Raw genomic sequence first — 15622 nt, 5'->3', positions numbered from 1 at the left:
GCATGTATTAGGCACGCCGCCAGCGTTCGTCCTGAGCCAGGATCAAACTCTCCGATAAAGTAGTTTGACTGACTACGCACATTGCTGTGCGATTTATAAAAATGAATTAACAGGTACGTTTTGTCTTGTTTAGTTTTCAAAGAACTTTGTTTACCGCTCGTTTAAGCGACTTTATTATCATAACATTTACCGCCGCTACTGTCAACAACTTTTTAGCATTTTCTTTTCAAAAAAGCTGTTCGTCATCAGCGACGTATATTAGAATAACACCTTCAGTTGTCTAAGTCAATACATAATATCAATTAAATGATAAATTGCTTAATGACGACTAACGCAGCTATTCCGGGTATTCCTAAAATTCCGCTGATAGCTGTTGTAACCAGATTAATCGGCACATGAATGCCAAGACTGCCGCCAAACATATTTACACAAACCAGCAGCAAAGCACCTGCCACAAATTTAACAGCTGTGATGCCAATCCACTTTAAAGGCTTCGCAGCTGAACCTGATAAAAAAAGAAGAATAACCAGTCCTAAAATAATCCCAATAATAAAAATAGGCTCCATGAATCTTCTCATCTCCTTCGCTTGTTCTAGTACAAGCTTATGAGAAGATCCAGGAGTTTAGACCACTTACTTCCACCGGCTGATTTTTAAATTTCGCTGCTTCGCTTCCCTTAAGTAAAAAAAATACTTCGCTTCAGCTACTTTCAGTTCGTATAACACTTCAGCAGACGGTTCTAAGCTTTTTTCAACCAGCTTTTTTTGCCTGTTCCACTCTTCCTTTTGCTTAAAAAGCTGCTCGGTTAGTTTTTCATCAAACTCTCTTCTTAATGTTTTCTTGCGAAGAAAACCCATGGATCGCTTTTTCCTCCTTACAATTCACGTCTTCCTTCAAGTGCTTTAGAAAGAGTGACCTCATCAGCATATTCCAAATCACCGCCGACGGGCAGTCCGTGGGCAATACGGGAGAGCTTAATACCAGACGGCTTGAGGAGCCTTGATATATACATCGCCGTTGCTTCCCCTTCTATATTAGGGTTTGTCGCGAGGATCACTTCTGTCACTTGATCATCCTGTAATCGTTTTAACAATTCTGGTATTTTAATATCCTCCGGTCCGATGCCGTCCATTGGAGAAATAGCGCCGTGAAGAACGTGATACTGTCCGTTGTATTCCTTCATTTTCTCCATAGCGATAACATCCTTAGGGTCTTGCACAACACAGATAACTGACTTATCCCTGCGCGTATCTTCACATATATAGCAAGGGTCCTGATCTGTAATATGCCCGCAAACTGAACAATATGTCAGATTGCGTTTCGCATTTACTAATGCTTTCGCAAAATCTAATACTACATCTTCTTTCATACCTAGAACAAAAAAAGCCAGACGAACCGCTGTTTTCGGTCCGATCCCTGGCAATTTCATAAAGCTGTCAATCAGCTTTGATATTGGTTCAGGATATTGCATGTTCTTTTATCCCCCTAGAATAAACCTGGCATGTTCATTCCCTTTGTAAATTGACCCATTGTTTCGTTTGTGATTTCGTCAACTTTTTTCAAAGCTTCATTCGTTGCAGCAAGCACTAAATCTTGAAGCATATCAATATCTTCAGGATCAACGACTTCTTCTTTGATGATAACATCCAGGATTTCTTTTTGGCCGTTTGCTTTTACTGTTACCATACCGCCGCCTGCAGTTCCTTCAACAACCTTTTCTGCAAGCTCTTCTTGAGCCTTCGCCATGTCCTTTTGCATTTTTTGCATTTGTTTCATCATTTTTTGCATATTACCCATTCCGCCACGCATAGCATTCACTCTCTTTCATTTTGTTAGTCTTTTATTTCAATTAGATCCGCTCCAACAAGCTTTTTCGCTTCGGCAATAAGCGGGTCTTCTTCAGCCGGTTCATTTGATCCTTCATTTTCCTGCTGATGATCTTCTAAAAATTCTTCTCTTATTTTACCCCATTGTGCTTCTGGAACGCCAATCAAATCCATTCTTTTTCCGAGCATCGATTCTAAAATCTGCTCTAGATTAGTCCGGACTCCGTTGTTATCCTCAGCGACCATTTTACAATGAATTTCATATTTGAATTTCAGAACAAATGCCGCCGATCCGGCAGCCACAGGTTCACTGTCATTCAGCAAAGCGGCATGTGATACTTTGTTTTGCTGTTTGAGATGAGCAAGAAGCTTGCCCCAACTGTTTCTGAGCAGATCAAGATCCGGTCTTGTGGCTTCCTTCAAAATCTCATGAATTCTGCCTACTGGCGCTTTGTAATTGGATTTCCCGCCCTTTGGCACACGCGGCGCTTCTTTTTTCGGGCTTTCCGCAGCTGCTTTTATGCCCGTTGTTTTGAGCCGCTCTACTTCCTGTTCGAGCTGCTGGATTTTTTTCATCAGCATATCCACTTCCGGGAGATCAGCAGCAGATTGATGTGAGGTTTGGCAAATCTTCACAACGGCCACTTCGAAAAAGATACGCGGATGATTTGTCCATTTCATTTCCTGATGGCTCTTGTTCAGAATATCAATCATTTCATATAGGGCCTGAGCCGGAATTTGTTCACTTAGTTCCCGGAACGTTTCATCGACTTTTACTTTCTCAAGCACTCCCTCTAAGCCAGGGGCTGTTTTGTACAGCAGCATGTCCCTGAAATAGAAAATCATATCTTCTATCAGCTTAGCTGGATCTTTTCCTTGCTGAAGCAATTCATTTAATGTTTCCAGTGCGTCAGAAACGTTTTTATCATGCAGGGATTTTGCAAGCTTCCCGATATATAATTGAGAAACAGCACCCGTAATTAAAAGCGCATCTTCGACTTTCAGGATATCGCCGCTGAATGATATGGCCTGATCAAGGAGGCTCAGGGCATCCCTCATCCCTCCGTCTGCAGCACTCGCGATGATATCCAGCGATCCTTCCTCCACTTGCAGCTGTTCAGCATCAACAATTTTATTCATGCGCCCTACAATCGCTTGGGAGGTAATTCGTTTAAAGTCAAAACGCTGACATCTAGAGATAATGGTTAAAGGAATTTTGTGCGGTTCAGTTGTTGCTAATATGAAGATACAATGCTCAGGCGGCTCTTCTAATGTTTTTAGTAATGCATTAAAAGCGCCGATAGAAAGCATATGCACCTCATCTATGATATATACCTTATATGTGACGGCCGATGGGGCAAACTTCACTTTATCGCGAATGTCACGAATCTCATCAACACCGTTATTAGAAGCGGCGTCAATTTCTATGACATCGGATATTGACCCGTTTGTTATCCCTTTACAGGCCGCACATTCGTTGCATGGCTCATCAACAGGAGCATGTTCACAGTTGACAGCCTTGGCAAATATTTTGGCTGCACTGGTTTTTCCGGTTCCTCTTGGCCCGGAAAACAGATAGGCGTGAGAAAACTTTTTTTGCAAAAGGGCATTTTGCAGCGTTTTTGTAATGTGTTCTTGTCCGACCACATCTTCAAAGCGCTGAGGCCTGAATACTCGATATAAAGCTTGGTAACTCACGGGTTTGCCCTCCTCCGTTATTCATCATTCCCATTATACATGAACCTTGTTTCGATTCCAAAAGCTCTTTTTACATAACAAAAAACTCACCTAATGTTAGGTGAGTCTGAAAATTTGATGATTGATTTACCGTGCACCTTCTGTCGATTCGCTACCCTAAGCGTTACTTAAGCAGTTAGCTCGGCCCAGGCAACCCTGCGGCACATGAGAGGTTTCACTTAATGCTGCTTCCTTCCGGACCTGACATGGTTCATGAATTCCCATTGCGCAGGACCCAAACGTCAACACCACTTACTTAAGGCAGGCCTTAAAGTAAACGAACCTCGAGAAGGGATTCGGCCCTGCTAGAGCGGATTGCAGGTACAGGGCACCGCTACCTCCCCGCTTAGCACGGCAAAATAAATATCAAATTTTATGTTGCATCTATTACGATGCACACTTAAGTATATCTGTTTCCCCTAAAAATTGCAACCGTACTATTCAGACAAGTTTTTCCTGGCGGCTTTCTTCTTTTTTCTTAGTTCTCTGAAAAACGCACTGAGCATTCCGCCGCATTCTTCCTCAAGTACACCGCTCACCACTTCAGCCTGATGATTAAAGCGTTCCTCCTGAAGAAGGTTCATTAGTGTGCCTGAACAGCCGCCTTTCGGATCAAATGCGCCAAAAACCACTTTTTCCACTCGAGAAAGTACGACGGCACCAGCACACATTGGACATGGCTCAAGCGTCACATAAAGAGTCGCACCTTCCAGCCGCCATGTTCCGAGTGCCTTACATGCTTCATCAATTACAAGCATTTCTGCATGGGCAATAGATCGTTGCTCAGTCTCTCTTAAATTATGTGCACGCGCTATAATTTCATCATTAACGACAAGCACCGCACCTATTGGCACTTCACCTTTCTCTTCAGCCTTTTTCGCTTCTTTAATTGCTTCTTTCATATAAAGTTCATCTTGTGTCATAAGGATAAGCTCTCTTTTCAAAGTTTTTTCATCGCCTAAAAAGGCTACATATTAACTATAACTGAAACGGAAAGGAGACTGTCGATTGTCCAAAGCAGATACAGCCCTTCTCATTGTAGACATGATCAATAATTTTGAATTCGATATGGGAGAAACCCTCGCTAAAAAAACAGAAAAAATCGTTCCTCATATTTTATCATTAAAGGAGCACGCGAGACAAAATGAATGGCCGATTATTTACATCAATGATCATTATGGACTTTGGCAAGCTGACATTAAAAACATTCAGCAAGAATGCACAAATGAAAGAAGCAAGGATATCATCACAAAGATAGCTCCGGAAGATGCTGATTATTTTTTAATCAAACCGAAACATTCCGCTTTCTACGAAACTGCACTTCACACCCTTCTTACTGAGTTGCAGGTGAGACATATTATCTTAACAGGTATAGCCGGCAATATATGTGTGCTGTTTACTGCTAATGACGCTTATATGAGGGAATACAGCATCACGATTCCTAAGGACTGTATCGCGTCAAACAGTGACGAAGATAACGAATTCGCCTTAACTATGATGGAGAATGTTCTTTTCGCAGAAATTACGACGGAAGAACAAATTACAGAAAAATAAACATGATCAGCGCTTTTCTTTCATACATTGATAGCGATATGAAAGGAGGCGTTTTTCATTCAAATTTATGTGGTAAAACAAGGCGACACTCTTTCTGCTATCGCTTCACAATACAGAACAACCGCAAATGAGATCGCTGAAACGAATGAAATACCGAATCCCGACAGCCTTGTTGTCGGACAAACCATTGTCATTCCAATAGCTGGCCAGTTCTATGATGTGAAGCGAGGTGATACCCTGACATCTATCGCCCGGCAGTTCAATACAACGGCAGCCGAGCTCGCAAGGGTTAACCGCATCCAGTTAAATACCGTGCTTCAGATTGGTTTCCGTTTATACATCCCACCATCTCCTAAACGAGACATCGAATCAAATGCTTATTTGGAGCCCCGAGGAAATCAAGTCAGCGAAAATCTCCAGCAGGCGGCCAGAGAAGCGTCGCCCTACTTAACGTACCTTGGCGCATTCAGCTTCCAGGCACAGCGTAACGGAACCTTAGTCGCACCGCCTTTAACGAATTTAAGGAGCATTACAGAAAGTCAAAATACAACATTGATGATGATTATAACGAACCTAGAAAACCAAGCATTCAGCGATGAACTTGGCCGGATCCTTTTGAACGACGAAACTGTAAAAAGACGGCTTCTAAATGAAATAGTCGAGAATGCCAGAAGATATGGCTTCCGTGACATTCATTTCGACTTTGAATATTTGCGGCCCCAGGATAGAGAGGCTTATAATCAATTCCTCCGCGAAGCAAGGGATCTTTTTCATCGAGAGGGCTTAGAAATTTCTACGGCTCTTGCTCCTAAAACAAGTGCAACACAGCAGGGCAGATGGTATGAAGCTCATGATTACAGGGCACATGGCCAAATTGTCGACTTTGTTGTTCTCATGACATATGAATGGGGCTATAGCGGCGGGCCGCCTCAAGCGGTTTCTCCAATTGGACCTGTCCGTGATGTCATAGAATATGCTTTGACTGAAATGCCTGCGAACAAAATTGTCATGGGCCAGAATTTATATGGATATGACTGGACGCTGCCATATACAGCAGGGGGAACTCCGGCAAGAGCTGTAAGCCCTCAGCAAGCCATTGTCATAGCTGATCAGAACAATGCTTCCATTCAGTATGACCAAACCGCTCAAGCTCCTTTCTTCCGCTATACTGATGCAGAAAACAGAAGGCACGAGGTATGGTTCGAGGATGCCCGCTCGATTCAAGCAAAATTCAATCTGATTAAAGAGCTGAATTTAAGAGGCATCAGCTATTGGAAGCTGGGTCTTTCCTTTCCACAAAACTGGCTGCTGCTGTCTGATCAATTTAATGTTGTCAAAAAGACGTTTCGATAATTTGGAAACGTCTTTTTTTCATGGGGGCACCCAAGGGTTGTGATACAATATGAAGGTCGGTAACTGACGCACGTTTTTCAGATATAAGGAGGATTCCGATGAATACAGCCCCTTTTATTGCAATAGAAGGTCCTATCGGGGCAGGAAAAACAACTCTCGCAACGATGCTCTCACAAGAATTCGGATTCCCTATGATCAATGAGATTGTAGAGGATAACCCGTACCTTGATAAGTTTTATGACAATATAGAGGAATGGAGCTTCCAGCTCGAGATGTTTTTTCTTTGTCACAGATACAAACAGCTTGAAGACACCAGTGATCACTTTTTAAAAAAGGGACAGCCTGTAATAGCTGATTATCATATTTATAAAAATGTGATTTTTGCGGAACGCACCTTGTCTCCACATCAGCTGGAAAAATACAAAAAGATATATCACCTGCTAACGGATGATCTGCCAAAGCCGAATTTCATCATTTACATAAAGGCCAGTCTGCCTACATTGCTACACCGCATTGAAAAACGCGGGCGCCCCTTCGAGAAAAAAATTGAAACTAGCTATTTGGAGCAGCTGATTTCAGATTATGAAGTCGCCATCAAGCAGCTGCAGGAAGCAGACCCTAAACTTACAGTGTTAACCGTAGATGGTGATTCAAAGGATTTCGTTTTGAATAAGAGCGACTTTGAACGCATTGCCGCCCATGTAAAGGAGCTTATCGTATGAAGGAACATCATATCCCTAAGAATTCAATTATTACAGTAGCAGGAACAGTAGGTGTCGGAAAATCGACTTTAACAAAAACTTTAGCTAAACGGCTTGGATTTAAAACATCTTTGGAGGAAGTCGATCATAATCCATATTTGGAAAAGTTCTATCATGATTTTGAACGTTGGAGCTTTCACCTTCAAATTTACTTCTTAGCTGAACGCTTCAAAGAACAGAAAACAATTTTTGAAGCCGGCGGAGGTTTTGTACAGGATCGTTCGATTTATGAAGATACAGGAATTTTCGCAAAAATGCATGCTGATAAAGGGACAATGTCAAAGGTTGATTATAAGACTTACACAAGCCTTTTCGAAGCAATGGTAATGACACCGTATTTCCCACACCCAGATGTGTTGATCTATTTAGAAGGAGATCTGGAGAACATTTTAAACCGGATTGAACAACGCGGCCGTGAGATGGAGCTTCAGACAAGCAGGTCTTATTGGGAAGAAATGCATACACGCTACGAGAACTGGATAAGCGGTTTTAATGCCTGCCCTGTTTTAAAACTTCGCATTGAAGATTATGATCTTCTGAACGACGAAAACTCGATTGAAAATATTGTAGATCAAATTGCTTCAGTTATTCATGATAATCAAAAAAAGTGAATCTCAGTCGAGATTCACTTTTTCTTTAAAATAAAAAATCCGCCGCACCGAATGCAACGGACAAAACAATCTCCAATATATGCTTGTGTTTCATTAGAATTAAAATCAATATGGCGGAGGAAGAGGGATTCGAACCCCCGCGGGCTTTGACACCCCTGTCGGTTTTCAAGACCGATCCCTTCAGCCGGACTTGGGTATTCCTCCGTATCGACAAGACTTACTATATCACGTATGTTCTCGTGTGGTCAAGCATTTTTAAAAACTTTTTTTGTTTTTATGAAAATGCCGTGTTTACATAAGCAAAAAGGCGCACCTTGTCAGGCACGCCTTTCCATAATTTACGGTTTCATTACTTCTCTATTCCCCATATAAGGACGGAGCACTTTCGGAATCACAACGCTTCCGTCTTCCTGCTGATAATTTTCTAAGATAGCGGCAACTGTTCTTCCAACCGCCAGTCCTGAACCGTTCAGTGTGTGTACATGCTCAGGCTTGCCTTTAGCTTCACGTCTGAAACGAATATTCGCACGTCTCGCCTGGAACGCTTCGAAGTTGCTGCAAGAAGAGATTTCTCGATATGTGTCTTGGCTTGGAATCCAAACTTCGATATCGTATTTTTTCGCAGCCGTAAAGCCTAAGTCACCCGTACACATGCTCATGACACGGTATGGAAGCTCAAGCAGCTGAAGAACCCGTTCTGCTTGGTTTGTAAGCTTCTCTAATTCTTCATAAGAATCTTCAGGCTTCACAAACTTTACAAGCTCAACTTTATTAAATTGGTGCTGACGAATTAATCCGCGTGTGTCACGTCCTGCTGAACCAGCTTCAGAACGGAAGCAAGCACTGAATGCCGCATAGTTGATCGGCAGGCTGTCACCTGAAAGGATTTCATCGCGATGCATGTTTGTAATCGGCACTTCCGCCGTTGGAATTAAGAAATAATCTTCTTCTCTGATTTTAAATGCATCCTCTTCAAATTTAGGAAGCTGCCCCGTTCCCGTCATGCTTGCGCGGTTTACCATATATGGCGGGATCACTTCAGTGTAGTTATACTCATCCACATGCAGATCAAGCATAAAGTTATAAAGCGCACGCTCCAGACGAGCACCTAAGCCTTTATAGAACACGAAACGGCTTCCTGTTACTTTGGCAGCACGTTCAAAATCCAGAATACCCAGCTCATCCGCAATATCCCAGTGCGGCTTCGGCTCATAAGCAAATGAAGGCTTTTCACCCCATTTACGCACTTCTACGTTGTCATCTTCTGTTTCACCGACAGGTACAGACTCATGCGGAATATTCGGGATTGAGAGAAGGATTGTATCAAGCTCAGCTTCCACTGTTCGCAATTCTTCATCAAGCTTTTTAATTTCCTCGCCGACTTCACGCATTTCTTTAATAATGTGATCCGCGTCTTTTTTCTCACGCTTCAGCACAGCAACCTGCTGAGAAACTTCATTTCGTTTTCCTTTTAACTCTTCAACCTTGCCGATAAGCTCTCTTCGTCTATCATCCAGCGCCTCAAACTTATCAAAATCAGTTAAGTCTTCGCCTTTGTGTACAAGCTTTGCTTTAATTTCTTGAAAATTTGCTCTCAGCATTTTCGTATCAAGCATGCGAAACACTCCTTTTTTTATTGATTTGTCGAAAATAAAAAGAGCCCTCATCCCCATAAAGGGACGAGAGCTCTCGCGTTGCCACCCTGATTGAAAACAAATCAAAGACTCGTTTTCCACTTTCAAACATAACGGTTATCCCGTAAATGCCTACTTGTTTCAGCATTTCGCTCAAGGATGGATTCAGACAGCATCTTTCACCGATTCGCACCAACCATCGGCTCTCTTAGAAAGAGAGGCTCCCTACTAGTTCCTATCAACGCTTTTCGATCTTTATTTGTGCTTATAATGTACTATAAGTTTCCACAGCTTTCAACTGTTTTATACAAGTGCCTTTTGCTTATATTCCTCAACCATTTCAACAAACAGCTGTGTCACTCGGTGATCTTCTGTCAGCTCCGGATGGAATGAGCAGCCAAGGAATTGCCCCTGTTTCGCGGCTACAATACGACCATTATGCTCCGATAAAACTTCAACATTTTCACCAGCTTCTAAAATATGCGGAGCACGGATGAATACCCCTGTAAAAGGCTCGTCCAATCCTTTAATTGTTAAATCAGCTTCAAAGCTGTCAACCTGCCGGCCAAATGAATTACGTTCTACAACCACATTCAGAAGCCCTAAATGAGGATTATCTGAACCGGCAATTTCTTTTGCTAATATAATTAATCCGGCACATGTTCCAAACATCGGTTTGCCCTGAGCAGCGAATTCACGAAGCGGCTCCATGAATTGATACGTATCGATCAAACGGCGCATCGTCGTGCTCTCACCGCCCGGCAAAATCAACCCGTCAACTTCGTTCAGCTGCTCCGGACGTTTTACGACAAGACCAGCCGCGCCGCATGCTTCAATCGCATGGATGTGCTCTCTAACTGCTCCTTGAAGTCCTAGTACACCTATTGTTAACATGTCAGCAGCGCTCCTATGTTCTTACCAGCCGCGTTCTTGCATACGCTGTTCTGGAAGTAAGTTTGAGATTTCAATCCCTTTCATTGCAGTACCAAGCTCTTTTGACAACTCAGCGATCAATTTGTAATCAGTAAAGTGAGTTGTTGCTTCCACAATTGCTTTCGCAAATTTAGCAGGGTTGTCTGATTTGAAAATACCAGAACCAACAAATACTCCGTCAGCACCAAGCTGCATCATGAGAGCAGCATCAGCTGGAGTTGCTACGCCGCCAGCGGCAAAGTTAACGACAGGAAGCTTGCCGTCTTTTTTAATTTGAAGAAGAAGCTCGTAAGGAGCACCTAGATTTTTCGCTTCTGTCATTAGTTCATCCTCACTCATCGCAACTACTTTGCGCACTTGAGCGTTAACTTTACGCATATGGCGAACAGCCTCAACAATATTACCTGTTCCAGGCTCACCTTTTGTGCGAAGCATAGAAGCACCTTCCGCAATACGGCGTGTTGCTTCACCAAGATCACGGCAGCCACATACAAAAGGAACTGTGTATTCATTTTTATTTAAATGAAATTCTTCGTCAGCCGGCGTCAGAACTTCACTTTCATCAATATAGTCAACACCCATAGCTTCAAGCACACGCGCTTCAACAATATGTCCGATACGCGCTTTTGCCATTACCGGGATAGATACTGCATTCATTACTTCTTCCACGATTGTAGGGTCAGCCATACGGGCAACTCCTCCAGCCGCGCGAATATCTGCTGGCACACGTTCTAGCGCCATTACAGCGACAGCTCCAGCTTCTTCAGCGATTTTCGCTTGTTCCGCATTGATGACGTCCATGATGACGCCGCCTTTTTGCATTTCTGCCATTCCGCGTTTTACACGTTCAGTACCTGTTTGAGCCATTTCTTGGTCCCCCTAATCAAGGTATAGTTATATGATTTCTAATCCTTATTGTATCCTAGAAATCCAATAATTCATATGGATATATACTATTTTATTCGGTTTTTAGCGCTTTGAAAATCATTTTTTATTAAAAATTGGGTTTTTTCAGTATATTACGCGAAAGAGCCCTAACATCCATCAGAGCTCTTTCAATTGATTAAAACCAGCCGGTTACCGTATCAACAATGCTTCCCCAAATTCCGGCAAAAAATCCGCCGATACTGCGCATTGTCAAAACAAACCAGTTTGCTTTTTCTACATTTTCTTTTGTAACAAGGTCTACGCCAGCCAGATCGCTGTTAAGGAATCCGTAATCCTTTTCATCACCTGTGTATTCCGCAGTCAGCTTCCCAACCTTGGTTCCTTTTTTCACAGGAGCAGTTAAGTTGTCTTTATTCAGTGTGACCTTCGCTTTGTAATTCTTTTCTTCACCATTTTTGACAGGAAGAGAGAACGCCTTGTTTGTCACAATGCCTACTTCTTTCTCTTTACCCTTATCAACTGAAATTGTTTTATGGCCTTTTACTTGATCGCCTTCAGCATAAATTTCTTTCATGGAGAAATTGTCGAAAGCATAATCAAACATTTTCTTCGTTTCATCGAAACGGCCTGTATGAAGGTTGCCCTTTGCGTTTAAAACAACAGTGATGACACGCATACCGTTGCGTTCAGCTGTTCCTGTAAAGCATGAACCCGCAGAGTCAGTAGAACCTGTTTTCAGTCCGTCTACAGTCGCTTTTTTATACTCGCTGACAAGCCCCTTCAGCATAAAGTTCCAGTTCGGCATATCCATTTCATCATCGGTGCCTTCTCTGAATTTCGTTTTGGCGATACTGGAAGTCTCCAGAATCTCAGGGTAATCAGTAATTAAGTGATCCGCAAGAATCGCCATATCCTTTGCAGAAACTTCACTCTCTTCATTTACGCTTGTCCCCTCAGGCTGATGCCCGTGAAGATCTTTGTTTTCAAGACCTGTTGCGTTAACAAATTTGTAATCTGTTAAGCCTAGTTCTTTTGCTTTTGCATTCATTTTTTCAACAAACTTAGTTTCAGAACCGGCAACGATTTCTGCAATCGCAATAGCAGCAGCATTTGCAGAATAAATTGCTGTAGCTTGATATAATTCTTTTACTGTGTATTTCCCGTCTTTCCGAAGAGGAACGTTTGATAAGCTGTTATCTTGGGAAATTTCATACACATAGTCATCAGGCGTATAGGTTTGGTCCCATTTCACTTTACCTTGATCAATTGCTTCTAATAACAGATACTCTGTCATCATTTTTGTCATACTCGCAATTGGCAGTCTCTTATCTGCATTTTTACTGTAAAGAATTTTACCTGAAGAAGCTTCGATCATAATAGCAGCAGATGCATTGATATCAATTGGATCGCTGGCTGCTTTTGCTTTTGACATTGGAGCCAGACACGTGACAGCTAGAGTTAACACAACCAATGACATCAGTAGCTGTTTACATTTCTTGATGTTCAATCGTACGACCTCCGTATTTCATTTTCTTCATCTATAATTAAGCCGTTAAGGACATTTTCAATGCACAACAGTATAAATTTTATCATAATCAGTATAAAAAAAATAGACAGAGTCAGAGACCCTGTCAAATGTTTTTAATTTGTAACAATTTATTATGAAATTGTATAGTTAGGTGATTCTTTTGTAATCTGTACGTCATGCGGATGGCTTTCGCGAAGTCCTGCGCCAGTCATGCGAATGAACTGAGCTTCTTCTCTTAGCGCACGCAGATCTTTGGACCCGCAATACCCCATACCAGAACGAAGACCTCCGACTAGCTGATAAACGGTTTCTTCAACTGGTCCTTTGTAAGGTGTGCGTCCTTCAATTCCTTCAGGAACAAATTTTTTGTTTTCTTCTTGGAAGTAACGGTCTTTACTTCCTTTTTCCATTGCAGCAACTGATCCCATGCCGCGGTATACCTTAAATCTTCTGCCTTGGTAGATTTCAGTTTCACCAGGGCTTTCTGATGTGCCTGCAAGCAAGCTTCCGAGCATAACAGCATGTCCGCCGGCTGCCAACGCTTTAGTGATATCGCCAGAGAATTTAATCCCACCATCGGCTATGATAGTTTTGCCGTGTTTTCTTGCTTCAGTCGCACAATCATAAATTGCTGTAATTTGCGGAACACCGACGCCGGCTACAACACGTGTAGTACAAATTGAACCAGGTCCTATTCCAACTTTGACAACGTCTGCTCCAGCTTCGATAAGCGCTCTTGTCGCTTCAGCTGTTGCCACGTTTCCAGCAATAATGTTTAATTCGGGATACGTTTCACGGATTTTTGTGACTGTGTTTAAAACGCCTTGAGAGTGTCCGTGAGCTGTATCGATAACAATCACATCAACATTGGCTTCAACAAGCTTTTTGACGCGAGTCATTGTATCGCCAGTTACACCAACTGCCGCGCCAACGATCAGGCGGCCGTGAATGTCTTTAGATGAGTTCGGAAACTCAATGACTTTTTCAATGTCTTTAATTGTGATAAGACCTTTTAATTTATTCTGGTCGTCTACGAGAGGAAGCTTTTCAATTTTATGTTTCTGCAAAATCTTTTCAGCTTCATCCAGAGTAGTTCCTACAGATGCAGTAACTAGCTCTTCTTTCGTCATGACATCGCTGATTTTCATTGAGTAGTCAGAAATAAAACGAAGGTCACGGTTTGTAATAATTCCAACAAGCTTCTGGTCTTCTTCGTTATTTACAATCGGAACACCGGAAATTCTGTATTTCCCCATCAAATGCTCCGCATCAAATACTTGGTGATCAGGAGTTAAAAAGAAGGGATTTGTGATAACGCCGCGCTCAGAACGCTTTACTTTATCAACTTGTTCAGCCTGCTGTTCAATGGACATATTTTTGTGAATGATGCCCAAGCCGCCCTGTCTTGCCATTGCAATTGCCATTGCTGATTCTGTTACAGTGTCCATACCTGCGCTGATGACAGGAATATTTAGCTTTAACGTTTTTGTAAGTTCTACAGATAAATCCACATCACGCGGAAGTACCTCAGACTTTGCTGGTACAAGCAGCACATCGTCGAACGTTAAGCCTTCTTTTGAAAATTTACTTTCCCACATTAGTAAATCCCCCTCTTTTCGGCAAAATATTATATGTAGATTATCAACTAGCCAAGAGCATGTCAAGGAAGCGGGAAAGAGTTGAAATATTTAGATAACGGAAAGGATCAAGAAATATACATGACATATCATGAGTGGAAAGACTTAGCGCTATTTTACTCCGTTGAATCAACCCAGAAATTTCTAGAAAAGATTTATACCTTAAACGGTATTGACGATGCGAAAAAAAACTCTTTTAAAAACAGTGAACGGTTTATTTATTTCTTAAAGCATGCCGAATCGTTTTATAAACAAGCCGCATATTCTCCCTTAGAAATCAAACCGATTCTTTTATTTTATGGAATGGCACAGCTTATCAAAGCATGCTTAATTACACGTGATCCTCATTATCCAAGCCATACATCAGTACTGGCACATGGCGTAACAACAAGAAAACGAAAGAAACAAAATTATTGTTTTAGCGATGATGAAGTGAAAATACAACGAAATGGCCTATGCATACATTTTATGAAACATTTATTCGGACAATCGGATATAGTAGATGAACGGTATACCATGAAAAAATTATTAATGGCCATTCCAGAACTTAGCGATATTTTCTACTTTCATCAGAAAGAACGATTTATGACAAAAGTTGAGAAGGATAAGAACGAAATTTTTGTACCGGAGGAAGTAGTAATCAATTACAAAATGTCTGATTCAAGGTTTGCTGAATACATGTCCCATCATTATCAATGGTCTTTTACAAAAAAAAATGAACACGGGCTGCTGTTCGAAATTTCACCACAAGACAAGGAGCCATGGACATCGACCAGCTTATTGTTTGACATGGAAAAGAACCAATATTATATCCCTTCTCAAAGGGAGCAATTTCTGAGGCTTCCCGAAATGACAATTCATTATTTGATTTTGTACAACGTTGGGATGATTGCAAGGTATGAAACAGAATGGTGGTATGAGTTATTAACACAGCATATAAGTGATGACTACGTGTTAATTCAGCAGTTTTTATTAGTAACAGAAAAGAAATTCCCTAAATACGCTTCACAGTTTCTTCTTCATTTTTAACAAACAAAAAACCCAGCTCAATGAGCTGGGTTTAAACTTGCTTGGCGGCGTCCTACTCTCACAGGGGGAAACCCCCGACTACCATCGGCGCTGAAGAGCTTAACTTCCGTGTTCGGTATGGGAACGGGTGT

The 15622-nt window shown here is 41.9% G+C and carries 16 protein-coding genes, 1 tRNA gene, 1 rRNA gene, 1 other RNA gene and 1 other annotated feature; of the genes, 5 read left to right on the top strand and 14 right to left on the bottom strand.

Annotated features, from left to right (window positions below):
- Positions 1 to 302: 302 nt before the first annotated feature.
- The 7 genes from bofA to tadA form a co-directional block, all read right to left on the bottom strand.
- A complete protein-coding gene (gene bofA, locus FB592_RS20745; RefSeq protein ID WP_003225421.1) occupies positions 303 to 566 on the bottom strand; it encodes a sigma-K factor-processing regulator BofA in 264 nt (87 codons plus the stop codon).
- A 66-nt stretch (positions 567 to 632) separates the two neighbouring features.
- Entirely contained in the window at positions 633 to 857 is a 225-nt protein-coding gene (locus FB592_RS20740) for a YaaL family protein (RefSeq protein ID WP_003242387.1), read from the bottom strand.
- A gap of 17 nt (positions 858 to 874) precedes the next feature.
- Positions 875 to 1471 (bottom strand): recombination protein RecR, encoded by a 597-nt coding sequence (recR, locus tag FB592_RS20735; protein ID WP_003225425.1) that lies wholly within the window; start codon positions 1469 to 1471, stop codon positions 875 to 877.
- Between the two features lie 14 nt (positions 1472 to 1485).
- On the bottom strand, positions 1486 to 1809 hold the full coding sequence (locus tag FB592_RS20730) for a YbaB/EbfC family nucleoid-associated protein (protein ID WP_003225427.1): 324 nt from the start codon (positions 1807 to 1809) through the stop codon (positions 1486 to 1488).
- 23 nt (positions 1810 to 1832) lie between these two features.
- Complete coding sequence (dnaX, locus tag FB592_RS20725) at positions 1833 to 3524, bottom strand: DNA polymerase III subunit gamma/tau (RefSeq protein WP_069322309.1); 1692 nt, start codon at positions 3522 to 3524, stop codon at positions 1833 to 1835.
- Between the two features lie 129 nt (positions 3525 to 3653).
- Positions 3654 to 3918, bottom strand: an RNA gene (gene ffs / locus FB592_RS20720) — signal recognition particle sRNA large type.
- An 82-nt stretch (positions 3919 to 4000) separates the two neighbouring features.
- Positions 4001 to 4486, bottom strand: a complete 486-nt coding sequence (gene tadA, locus FB592_RS20715) for a tRNA adenosine(34) deaminase TadA (protein WP_003226784.1) — start codon at positions 4484 to 4486, stop codon at positions 4001 to 4003.
- 85 nt (positions 4487 to 4571) lie between these two features.
- Between tadA and FB592_RS20710 the strand changes: the two genes are divergently transcribed.
- From FB592_RS20710 to dck, 4 genes are all read left to right on the top strand, one after another.
- Positions 4572 to 5117, top strand: coding sequence for a cysteine hydrolase family protein (locus FB592_RS20710; RefSeq protein ID WP_003226786.1), 546 nt, complete (start codon positions 4572 to 4574; stop codon positions 5115 to 5117).
- A 69-nt stretch (positions 5118 to 5186) separates the two neighbouring features.
- Positions 5187 to 6470 carry a glycoside hydrolase family 18 protein gene (locus tag FB592_RS20705; protein ID WP_021479915.1) on the top strand — a complete coding sequence of 428 codons (1284 nt, stop codon included), beginning with the start codon at positions 5187 to 5189 and terminating at the stop codon, positions 6468 to 6470.
- 98 nt (positions 6471 to 6568) lie between these two features.
- A complete protein-coding gene (gene dgk, locus FB592_RS20700) occupies positions 6569 to 7192 on the top strand; it encodes a deoxyguanosine kinase (protein ID WP_041850246.1) in 624 nt (207 codons plus the stop codon).
- Complete coding sequence (gene dck, locus FB592_RS20695) at positions 7189 to 7842, top strand: deoxyadenosine/deoxycytidine kinase (protein WP_003226792.1); 654 nt, start codon at positions 7189 to 7191, stop codon at positions 7840 to 7842. Before dgk ends, dck begins: the two co-directional genes overlap by 4 nt.
- A gap of 111 nt (positions 7843 to 7953) precedes the next feature.
- On the opposite strand, the gene FB592_RS20690 is transcribed toward dck, so the two are convergent.
- From FB592_RS20690 to guaB, 6 genes are all read right to left on the bottom strand, one after another.
- Positions 7954 to 8046 (bottom strand) — tRNA-Ser (locus FB592_RS20690).
- A gap of 134 nt (positions 8047 to 8180) precedes the next feature.
- Positions 8181 to 9458 carry a serine--tRNA ligase gene (gene serS, locus FB592_RS20685; protein WP_003247131.1) on the bottom strand — a complete coding sequence of 426 codons (1278 nt, stop codon included), beginning with the start codon at positions 9456 to 9458 and terminating at the stop codon, positions 8181 to 8183.
- A 56-nt stretch (positions 9459 to 9514) separates the two neighbouring features.
- Positions 9515 to 9727, bottom strand: a binding site (T-box leader).
- A 52-nt stretch (positions 9728 to 9779) separates the two neighbouring features.
- Positions 9780 to 10370, bottom strand: coding sequence for a pyridoxal 5'-phosphate synthase glutaminase subunit PdxT (pdxT, locus tag FB592_RS20680; protein WP_003226797.1), 591 nt, complete (start codon positions 10368 to 10370; stop codon positions 9780 to 9782).
- A 21-nt stretch (positions 10371 to 10391) separates the two neighbouring features.
- On the bottom strand, positions 10392 to 11276 hold the full coding sequence (gene pdxS, locus FB592_RS20675; RefSeq protein ID WP_003247145.1) for a pyridoxal 5'-phosphate synthase lyase subunit PdxS: 885 nt from the start codon (positions 11274 to 11276) through the stop codon (positions 10392 to 10394).
- Positions 11277 to 11472: 196 nt separating this feature from the next.
- On the bottom strand, positions 11473 to 12804 hold the full coding sequence (gene dacA, locus FB592_RS20670; protein ID WP_015482683.1) for a D-alanyl-D-alanine carboxypeptidase: 1332 nt from the start codon (positions 12802 to 12804) through the stop codon (positions 11473 to 11475).
- Between the two features lie 152 nt (positions 12805 to 12956).
- Positions 12957 to 14423: an IMP dehydrogenase gene (gene guaB / locus FB592_RS20665; protein WP_003226803.1), complete on the bottom strand. Its 1467-nt coding sequence runs from the start codon at positions 14421 to 14423 to the stop codon at positions 12957 to 12959.
- 120 nt (positions 14424 to 14543) lie between these two features.
- Between guaB and FB592_RS20660 the strand changes: the two genes are divergently transcribed.
- On the top strand, positions 14544 to 15491 hold the full coding sequence (locus tag FB592_RS20660; protein ID WP_072174182.1) for a YaaC family protein: 948 nt from the start codon (positions 14544 to 14546) through the stop codon (positions 15489 to 15491).
- A gap of 39 nt (positions 15492 to 15530) precedes the next feature.
- On the opposite strand, the gene rrf is transcribed toward FB592_RS20660, so the two are convergent.
- Positions 15531 to 15622 (bottom strand): 5S ribosomal RNA (gene rrf / locus FB592_RS20655); the annotation flags it as partial.

The sequence above is a fragment of the Bacillus sp. SJZ110 genome (assembly GCF_006715455.1).
GTDB classification, from domain to species: domain Bacteria; phylum Bacillota; class Bacilli; order Bacillales; family Bacillaceae; genus Bacillus; species Bacillus subtilis.
The sequence above is the reverse complement of the archived record's forward strand: the minus strand, read 5'-3'. Positions and strand labels throughout refer to the sequence as shown.

Coding starts and splice junctions, on each gene's coding strand:
- bofA (WP_003225421.1), bottom strand. CDS start 566: ATGGAGCCTATTTTTATTATTGGGATTATTTTAGGACTGGTTATTCTT.
- FB592_RS20740 (WP_003242387.1), bottom strand. CDS start 857: ATGGGTTTTCTTCGCAAGAAAACATTAAGAAGAGAGTTTGATGAAAAA.
- recR (WP_003225425.1), bottom strand. CDS start 1,471: ATGCAATATCCTGAACCAATATCAAAGCTGATTGACAGCTTTATGAAA.
- FB592_RS20730 (WP_003225427.1), bottom strand. CDS start 1,809: ATGCGTGGCGGAATGGGTAATATGCAAAAAATGATGAAACAAATGCAA.
- tadA (WP_003226784.1), bottom strand. CDS start 4,486: ATGACACAAGATGAACTTTATATGAAAGAAGCAATTAAAGAAGCGAAA.
- dgk (WP_041850246.1), top strand. CDS start 6,569: ATGAATACAGCCCCTTTTATTGCAATAGAAGGTCCTATCGGGGCAGGA.
- dck (WP_003226792.1), top strand. CDS start 7,189: ATGAAGGAACATCATATCCCTAAGAATTCAATTATTACAGTAGCAGGA.
- serS (WP_003247131.1), bottom strand. CDS start 9,458: ATGCTTGATACGAAAATGCTGAGAGCAAATTTTCAAGAAATTAAAGCA.
- pdxT (WP_003226797.1), bottom strand. CDS start 10,370: ATGTTAACAATAGGTGTACTAGGACTTCAAGGAGCAGTTAGAGAGCAC.
- pdxS (WP_003247145.1), bottom strand. CDS start 11,276: ATGGCTCAAACAGGTACTGAACGTGTAAAACGCGGAATGGCAGAAATG.
- guaB (WP_003226803.1), bottom strand. CDS start 14,423: ATGTGGGAAAGTAAATTTTCAAAAGAAGGCTTAACGTTCGACGATGTG.
- FB592_RS20660 (WP_072174182.1), top strand. CDS start 14,544: ATGACATATCATGAGTGGAAAGACTTAGCGCTATTTTACTCCGTTGAA.